Consider the following 8011-nt stretch of genomic DNA (forward strand, 5'->3'; position numbering starts at 1 on the left):
GCCACGAGCCCTGGCGATCGCGGCAGCGCAACCGGTGTCGGTCCATATCCACGCGCTGCAAGCGATGGCCGATCTCAACTTCACTCCCGGCCATGCCGGCCCGGTCGTTGCCTCGATGGTCATCATGAGCGGCGATTTCGGCCCGCTCGACGCCAAGGAGGTAACGCTTGTGCTGTCAAAGCCCGATTCCGGCATCGAACCCTTGAAGCGCACGGCGACCAAGCCCGGCGACGGCAGCTGGCGCGTCGACAACCTCGTCATTCCGGTGCCCGGTCGGTGGACGGTGCGCATCGACATACTGGTCTCGGATTTTCAGATGGTGAAGATCGAGGCGCCCGTCGACATCAGGCCGTAGGCGGGACTGCCAGGTACCTCTAGACGGGCACGACCGACAATCCGGGCAACACAATTCGGCGAGGCGGTTGACGCAGGCGTCAAGGCCCGTCAATCATCGCCCGCAAAATCGCGGTCTCAACAAACGATCCGAGAGCAGGGAAGAAACGATGGAAAAAGCCGAAATCGGCCTGATCGGCCTTGGCACGATGGGCTCCAACCTGGCGCTCAACATCGCCGAGCACGGGCACCGCATCGCTGTCTTCAACCGCACCAGGGCGCGCACCGATGCCTTTGTCGAGAATGCCGGCGCACTCAGGGACATGGTCGTGCCCTGCTACAGCCTTGAAGAGCTCGCCGCCGCGATCCGGCCGCCGCGCCCGATCATCATCATGGTGCTGGCCGGCAAGCCGGTCGACGAACAGATCGCGGCACTGCGTGGCGTGCTGTCGGCCAACGACATCGTCATCGATGCCGGCAACGCCAATTTCCGCGACACGATGCGGCGCTTCTCCGAGCTTTCCGGTTCGGGTCTCACCTTCATCGGCATGGGCGTGTCCGGCGGCGAGGAGGGGGCACGCCACGGGCCGTCGATCATGGTCGGCGGCACGGAGGACTCATGGAAGCGCGTCGAGAAGGTGCTGACGGCGATCTCCGCCAAATTCAAGGACGAACCCTGCGCGGCATGGCTCGGCACCGACGGCGCCGGACATTTCGTCAAGACCATCCACAACGGCATCGAATATGCCGACATGCAGATGATCGCGGAGATCTACGGCATCCTGCGCGACGGCCTGGGCATGGGTCCGAAAGAGATCGGCACGGTGTTTGCCGACTGGAACAAGGGCCGGCTCAACTCCTACCTGATCGAGATCACCGCCAAGGTGCTGGCGGCCGACGATCCGAAGACCGGCAAACCGGGGGTCGACATCATCCTCGACCGCGCCGGCCAGAAGGGCACCGGCAAATGGTCGGTCATCGAGGCGCAGCAGCTCGGCATCCCGGCCACCGCGATCGAGGCGGCGGTGGCGGCGCGCGTTCTGTCGTCGATCAAGGACGAGCGGCTGGCGGCGGAAAAGGCCTATGGCAACATCGGCGTGACGAAGATTTCCGGTGACAAGGACGCCTTGCTGAAAGATCTGGAACTGGCGCTGTTCGCCGGCAAGATCGCCGCCTACGCCCAAGGTTTTGCGGTGATGAGCGGCGCGTCGAAGGAATTCAACTGGAACCTGCCGATGCCGACCATCGCCAGGATCTGGCGCGCCGGCTGCATCATCCGCTCGCAGATGCTCGACACCATGGCGGAAGCCTTCAGCAAGGGCGGCGCCTCGACCAACCTTCTGATGGCGCCGGCCTTCATCTCGCTGATGCAGGGAGCGCATCCGTCGCTGCGCCGCATCGTGGCGAGGGCTTCGGAGGCCGGCTCGCCGGTTCCGGCGCTGTCTTCCGCACTTGCCTATTTCGACAGCTATCGCCAGGGCCGCGGCACCTCGAACCTGATCCAGGCGCAACGCGACTTCTTCGGCGCGCACGGCTTCGAGCGTATCGACGACAAAGGCGCGTTCCATGGGCCGTGGGGAAGCGGTGCGGCTGGCTGACAAGCCGGCCCAAGAGCCTAAACGGAAACCGGCGGGCTGAACGCCTGAACCTCGCTGGTGGCGACCAGGCGCTGCAACGATCCGGGTGCGGCGCCGCCGATCCAGCCGAGCACGGAGCGGGCGAGATCGGAGCCGGCCAGGCGGAAGTTCTCGTTGACGACGAGCAATTCCGGCCGGAACAGGTGCAACAGGTCCGACGACTGCTTGGACACGACATCGACGTCGCGGCCAAGCTTGAGGCCGGCATCTTCAATGCCGGCGACGATAGCCAGTGTCGCGGCGGCAGCGCTGCTGACGAAGCCGTCCGGCCTGTTCTCGCGGCGCATCACCTGCGCGGTCCTGGTCCTGATCTGCTCGATCGTGTGATCGATGGAAACGGTGTTGAACGGAATTTCGCTGGCGCCGACCTCGCTCAGCGCATCGGCAAAGCCGTTCAGCGTGTGGCCATAATAGGTCAGCCCGGGTGGCGGCGACAGAAGCGCCAGCTTGCGCCTGCCCATGCTCGCCAGGCGGCGCACGGCTTCCATCGCGAATACATGGTTGTCGAAGTCATGGTAGGGGTGGACCAGGCCCATGTCGGTGCGGCCATGCGTGGCAAAGGGCATGCCGTGCTCGAGCATGTAGCGGGCGCGTGGATCGTTCGGTTGGGTGCGCGAGATGATGACGCCATCGGCCGAGCCGGTCTCGACGAGATAGCGGATCGGCTCCATCGGATCCTGCGAGCGGGAATAAGGCGTGACGATCAGGTGATAGGGCGTTTCGGCGAGCACTTCCGAAACACCGTAGATGATGTCCGAGACGAAGCTCATGATCTCGCGGTCGGTGTTGAGCACGAGGCTGATGACATTGGTCCTGCCGGTGCGCAGACGCACGCCGGCGCGGTTCGGCCGGTAGCCGATCTGCTTGGCGACGAGTTGGACGCGGCGCCTGGTTTCGGCGCCGATTTCCGGGGCATCCTTCAAGGCGCGTGACACGGTGGTGACGCCGAGCCCGGTCATGAAGGCAAGCGTCTTCAACGTCGGCCGTCCCTGTGCCGAGTTCTCCCCGTTCTTGTCCGTACGCTGTCTGTCCATTCGTCCCGCCCGTCAGGCGCATAGCAGCCGCGGGCCATGTCGGCAATCGCCGCCATAGCGATACGATATGCGTCCCAGCCCCGGCAAAGCGTCAATATACTGAAACGTTACAGATTGCCAGTATCGAGATGTATGTCCTCGTCACGAGGTGGATGGTTCTTTTTGCGAAACGCATTGGGATTCCAGGAGAAATCGCCCCTGCCGCCGCCTTTTGCCCGTATCAGGCGGCATTTCGGTGTTTGCGCCGCAGCAAACCATGCTGCAGTGCATGAGAAGCGCGATCATTCAGGCGGATTTGTTCGCGGCCCGAAAAAATATCGAGGGCGCTTCGTTGATGGGTTGCACAGCCCGCGCAATTGCCGTATCGAAAATCTGTAACGTTTCAGATTCTGGGAGGAGCCGAAATGCGATACAGATTTTTGACCGCTGCCCTGGCGGCGACGGCTGCACTGCAATTTGCCGGCCAGGCGGCCGCGACGGACCTGGAAGTCACCCATTGGTGGACTTCAGGCGGCGAGGCCGCGGCGGTTGCGGAACTTGCCAAGGCATTCGATGCGACCGGCAACCACTGGGTGGACGGCGCCATTGCCGGCTCCGGCGGCACGGCGCGGCCGATCATGATCAGCCGCATCACCGGTGGCGATCCGATGGGCGCCACGCAGTTCAACCATGGCCGGCAGGCGGAAGAGCTGGTGCAGGCCGGCCTGATGCGCGACCTCACCGACGTCGCCACCAAGGGCAAGTGGACTGATGTCGTGCGGCCGAAGAGCCTGCTCGACGGCTGCACCATCGACGGCAAGATCTATTGCGTGCCCGTCAACATCCATTCCTGGCAGTGGCTGTGGCTGTCCAACGAAGCCTTCGCGAAGGCCGGCGTGCCGTTGCCGAAGGACTGGAATGAATTCGTGGCGGCAGCGCCGGCACTGGAGAAGGCCGGCATCATCCCGCTCGCCGTCGGCGGGCAAGCCTGGCAATCCTCCGGTGCCTTCGACGTGCTGCTTGCGGCTGTGGGCGGCACGGACACGTTCCTCAAGGTCTACAAGGACAAGGATGCCAAGTTTGCCGCCGGGCCCGAAGTCGCCAAGGTCTTCAAGGCCGCGGACGATGCCCGCAAGATGGCGAAGAACACCAATGTGCAGGACTGGAACCAGGCGACCAACCTGGTCATCACCGGCAAGGCGGGTGGCCAGATCATGGGCGACTGGGCACAGGGCGAGTTCCAGGTTGCCGGCAAGACCGCCGGCAAAGATTATACCTGCCTGCCGGGCCTTGGGCTGAACGAGGTCATAGCCACGGGCGGCGACGCCTTCTACTTCCCGCTGCTCAAGGATGCCGACAAGAGCAAGGCGCAGGAGGTGCTGGCCGAGACGCTGCTCGATCCCAAGACGCAGGTTGCCTTCAATCTGAAGAAGGGTTCCCTGCCGGTGCGCGGCGACGTCGATCTCAACGCGGCGAACGACTGCATGAAGAAAGGCCTCGCCATCCTCGCCAAGGGCGCCGTCATTCCATGGACGGACCAACTGCTTTCACAGGACACCCAGAAGCAGAAGGAAGACCTTTTCGCCGAATTCTTCGCCAAGCCGGAATTGACCGTCGAAGACGCACAGAAGCGCTTCGCCGACCTCATCGCTTCGGCGGACTGACGCTGGCGGCAACCCACCTCGCTCCCGGCCTTGCGAATGCAGGGCCGGGAATGCACCGCCCTTACCCAGCCGGCTGACGAGATGAGCAAGAGCGAACGCCCCAACCTTCTGTTCCGCAACCTCAATGCGAAGGTCGCCTCGATCCCGATGATCCTCACCGCCATGGTGGTTTTCGTCGGCGGCACCGTTTGGACGGTGCTCTATTCCTTCACCAATTCGAAGCTCTTGCCGCGGCTGAATTTCGTCGGGCTCGACCAATACTACCGGTTGTGGGCGACGCCGCGCTGGCTGATCTCGATCGAAAACCTGCTGATCTACGGCGCGATCTCGCTGGTGTTCTCGCTGGTCATCGGCTTCCTGCTTGCAGCACTGCTCGATCAGAAGATCCGCTTCGAGGACACGTTGCGCACCATCTTCCTCTATCCTTTCGCGCTCTCCTTCATCGTCACCGGCCTGGTCTGGCAGTGGCTGCTCAATCCGGATTTCGGCATCCAGCATGTGGTCCGTGACTTAGGCTGGACGAGCTTCAGCTTCGACCCGCTCTACAATTCCAGCATCGTCATCTACGGCATATCGATCGCGGCGCTGTGGCAAGGCACAGGGCTCATCATGTGCCTGATGCTGGCCGGCCTGCGCGGCATTGACGAGGACATCTGGAAGGCGGCGCGGGTGGATGGGATCCCGATGTGGAAGACCTATCTGTTCATCGTCATCCCGATGATGCGGCCGGTCTTCATCACCACGCTCGTCATCATCGCTGCCGGCATCGTCAAGGTCTATGACCTCGTCGTGGCCCAGACCAGCGGCGGCCCGGGCATCGCCTCCGAAGTGCCGGCCAAATACGTCTACGACTATATGTTCTTCGCCCAGAACCTCGGCCAGGGCTTTGCTGCCTCGACCATGATGCTGCTCTCGGTGGTGATCGTCATCGTGCCCTGGGCCTATCTCGAGTTCGGGCGGCGCAAATGAGCATGGCAGACATCACCGCTCAAGCGAGCACCGCCGCCGGCGCGCGCCAGGGCATCACCGATCCCTACGGCCCGAAGCCGCGCCGCGTGATTTCGCGCCGCAACGTCTTCCTATACGGCACATTGTTCGTCATGGCGGTCTACTACCTCTTGCCGCTCTACGTCATGGTCGTCACCTCGCTCAAGGGCATGCCGGAGATCCGGCTCGGCAACATCTTCTCACCGCCGCTCGAGATCACTTTCGAACCGTGGGTCAAGGCGTGGTCGACTGCCTGCACCGGCCTTAACTGCGACGGACTTTCGCGCGGCTTCTGGAATTCGGTGCGCATCACCGTGCCGTCAGTGCTGCTGTCGATCGCCATCGCCTCGGTGAACGGTTATGCACTGGCCAATTGGCGCTTCAAGGGCGCCGATACGTTCTTCATCATCCTGATCGTCGGCGCCTTCATTCCCTACCAGGTGATGATCTATCCGATCGTCATCATCCTGCGCGAGATCGGCCTCTATGGCAGCCTCAGCGGGCTGGTGATCGTCCATTCCATTTTCGGCATGCCGATCCTGACGCTGCTGTTCCGCAATTATTTCTCCTCGATGCCGGAGGAGCTGTTCCGGGCGGCACGTGTCGACGGTGCCGGCTTCTGGGGCATCTTCCTGCGCATCATGCTGCCGATGTCGCTGCCGATCTTCGTCGTTGCCATCATCCTGCAGGTGACCGGCATCTGGAACGACTTCCTGTTCGGCGTCGTCTACACCCGCCCCGACACCTATCCGATGACGGTGCAGCTCAACAACATCGTCAATTCGGTGCAAGGCGTGAAGGAGTACAACGTCAATATGGCCGCAACCATCCTGACCGGGCTTGTGCCGCTCATCGTCTACTTCATCTCCGGCAAGCTTTTCGTACGCGGCATCGCCGCCGGCGCGGTGAAGGGGTGATGGCGATGACGGCAGCCAACGATACCAGCGTTTCGATCCAGGACCTGTCGCTGAATTTCGGCGCGGTGACCGTCCTGGAGACGCTCAATCTGGATGTCGCCGATGGCGAGTTCATCGTGCTGCTCGGGCCGTCCGGCTGCGGCAAGTCGACCTTGCTCAATTGCATTGCCGGCCTGCTCGACGTTTCCGAAGGCCGCATCTTCATCAAGGGCAAGAACGTCACCTGGGAAGAGCCCAAGGACCGCGGCATCGGCATGGTGTTCCAGTCCTATGCGCTCTATCCGCAAATGACGGTGGAGAAGAACCTGTCCTTCGGGCTGCGTGTCGCCGGCACGCCAAAAGAAGAGATCGCCAAGCGGATCGCGCGGGCGGCTGAAATCCTGCAGATCGAGCCGCTGCTGCAGCGTAAGCCGGCCGCACTTTCCGGCGGCCAGCGCCAGCGCGTCGCCATCGGACGGGCGCTGGTGCGCGATGTCGACGTGTTCCTGTTCGACGAGCCGCTGTCCAATCTCGATGCCAAGCTGCGCGCCGAACTGCGCGTCGAGATCAAACTGCTGCATCGCAAGCTGCAGAACACCATGATCTACGTCACCCACGACCAGATCGAGGCGATGACGCTGGCCGACCGCATCGCGGTGATGAAGGGCGGCGTCATCCAGCAGCTCGATGCGCCGCAGACCATCTACAACCGTCCGGTCAACCGTTTCGTCGCCGGCTTTCTCGGTTCGCCCGCAATGAACTTCGTCGATGGCCACCTGGAAGACGCCGACGGCGGCTGGCGGTTCGCGGCCGGGGATATCAAGATCCCGCTCGGCACTTACGACTTTGCCAAGCCTCCGGCTCCCGGCCCCGTCACATTCGGTATCAGGCCCGAGCATGTCAGCCTGAACAGCGGCACCGGCTGGCCGTTCTCGATGGCCGCCAATGTCGAGGTGGTCGAACCCATGGGCTCCGACACGCTGGTCTGGCTGAAGCTTGCCCAGCAGAATTTCAGCGTCCGAGTGACCTCGGAACGCACGCCCAAGAACGACGAGGCGGTGACGCTTGGATTCGATCCGATGCGCGCCTCGCTTTTCGACACCGCAACCGGCACACGCATCTAGCTTCCGAGAACCAACCTTCCAACGACGATCCCCAAGCAAAACGGACAGAGACGATGAATTGGTCATTCCAACTTTACAGCGCCCGCAATTTCCAACCCTGGGACGGTGTGCTCGCCATGCTCGGCAAGCTCGGCTACGCCCAGGTCGAAGGTTTCGGCGGCGTCTATGATGATCCCAAGGCATTCCGTGCCGAGCTCGACAGGAACGGGCTTGCCATGCCGACTGGGCATTTCTCGATCGACGCGCTCGAGAACGATTTTGACGGCGTGCGCAAAACCGCCGACGCACTCGGTATCACGCTGCTCATCTGCCCTTTCCTGATGCCCGACCAGCGGCCATCCGACGTGGCCGGCTGGC

The 8011-nt window shown here is 62.8% G+C and carries 6 protein-coding genes and 2 pseudogenes; 7 read left to right on the forward strand and 1 reads right to left on the reverse strand.

The genetic code is table 11. The features are described from left to right. Both EN991_RS14440 and gndA read left to right on the forward strand, forming a co-directional pair. Positions 1–355 (forward strand): annotated as a pseudogene (locus tag EN991_RS14440) (copper resistance protein CopC); the annotation flags it as partial. 148 nt (positions 356–503) lie between these two features. Then, the gene (gene gndA / locus EN991_RS14445) at positions 504–1931 is read left to right on the forward strand and encodes an NADP-dependent phosphogluconate dehydrogenase (RefSeq protein ID WP_127369004.1); all 1428 of its coding nucleotides are present in this window, start codon (positions 504–506) and stop codon (positions 1929–1931) included. Positions 1932–1948: 17 nt separating this feature from the next. On the opposite strand, the gene EN991_RS14450 is transcribed toward gndA, so the two are convergent. Then, positions 1949–3004: a LacI family DNA-binding transcriptional regulator gene (locus EN991_RS14450; protein WP_013529538.1), complete on the reverse strand. Its 1056-nt coding sequence runs from the start codon at positions 3002–3004 to the stop codon at positions 1949–1951. Between the two features lie 404 nt (positions 3005–3408). Between EN991_RS14450 and EN991_RS14455 the strand changes: the two genes are divergently transcribed. From EN991_RS14455 to EN991_RS14475, 5 genes and pseudogenes are all read left to right on the forward strand, one after another. Next, entirely contained in the window at positions 3409–4647 is a 1239-nt protein-coding gene (locus EN991_RS14455; RefSeq protein WP_013529539.1) for an ABC transporter substrate-binding protein, read from the forward strand. Positions 4648–4728: 81 nt separating this feature from the next. Beyond that, the gene (locus EN991_RS14460; protein ID WP_024504415.1) at positions 4729–5616 is read left to right on the forward strand and encodes a sugar ABC transporter permease; all 888 of its coding nucleotides are present in this window, start codon (positions 4729–4731) and stop codon (positions 5614–5616) included. Positions 5617–5618: 2 nt separating this feature from the next. Then, the gene (locus tag EN991_RS14465; protein ID WP_024504414.1) at positions 5619–6551 is read left to right on the forward strand and encodes a carbohydrate ABC transporter permease; all 933 of its coding nucleotides are present in this window, start codon (positions 5619–5621) and stop codon (positions 6549–6551) included. Positions 6552–6556: 5 nt separating this feature from the next. After that, positions 6557–7654, forward strand: coding sequence for a sn-glycerol-3-phosphate ABC transporter ATP-binding protein UgpC (gene ugpC / locus EN991_RS14470; RefSeq protein WP_013529542.1), 1098 nt, complete (start codon positions 6557–6559; stop codon positions 7652–7654). Between the two features lie 53 nt (positions 7655–7707). After that, positions 7708–8011, forward strand: a pseudogene (locus EN991_RS14475) (sugar phosphate isomerase/epimerase); the annotation flags it as partial.

Origin of the sequence: Mesorhizobium sp. M7A.F.Ca.US.005.03.2.1 (assembly GCF_003997795.1) — a bacterium.
Classification (GTDB): domain Bacteria; phylum Pseudomonadota; class Alphaproteobacteria; order Rhizobiales; family Rhizobiaceae; genus Mesorhizobium; species Mesorhizobium ciceri.

Coding starts and splice junctions, on each gene's coding strand:
- EN991_RS14460 (WP_024504415.1), top strand. CDS start 4,729: ATGAGCAAGAGCGAACGCCCCAACCTTCTGTTCCGCAACCTCAATGCG.
- ugpC (WP_013529542.1), top strand. CDS start 6,557: ATGACGGCAGCCAACGATACCAGCGTTTCGATCCAGGACCTGTCGCTG.
- EN991_RS14450 (WP_013529538.1), bottom strand. CDS start 3,004: ATGGACAGACAGCGTACGGACAAGAACGGGGAGAACTCGGCACAGGGA.
- gndA (WP_127369004.1), top strand. CDS start 504: ATGGAAAAAGCCGAAATCGGCCTGATCGGCCTTGGCACGATGGGCTCC.
- EN991_RS14465 (WP_024504414.1), top strand. CDS start 5,619: ATGGCAGACATCACCGCTCAAGCGAGCACCGCCGCCGGCGCGCGCCAG.
- EN991_RS14455 (WP_013529539.1), top strand. CDS start 3,409: ATGCGATACAGATTTTTGACCGCTGCCCTGGCGGCGACGGCTGCACTG.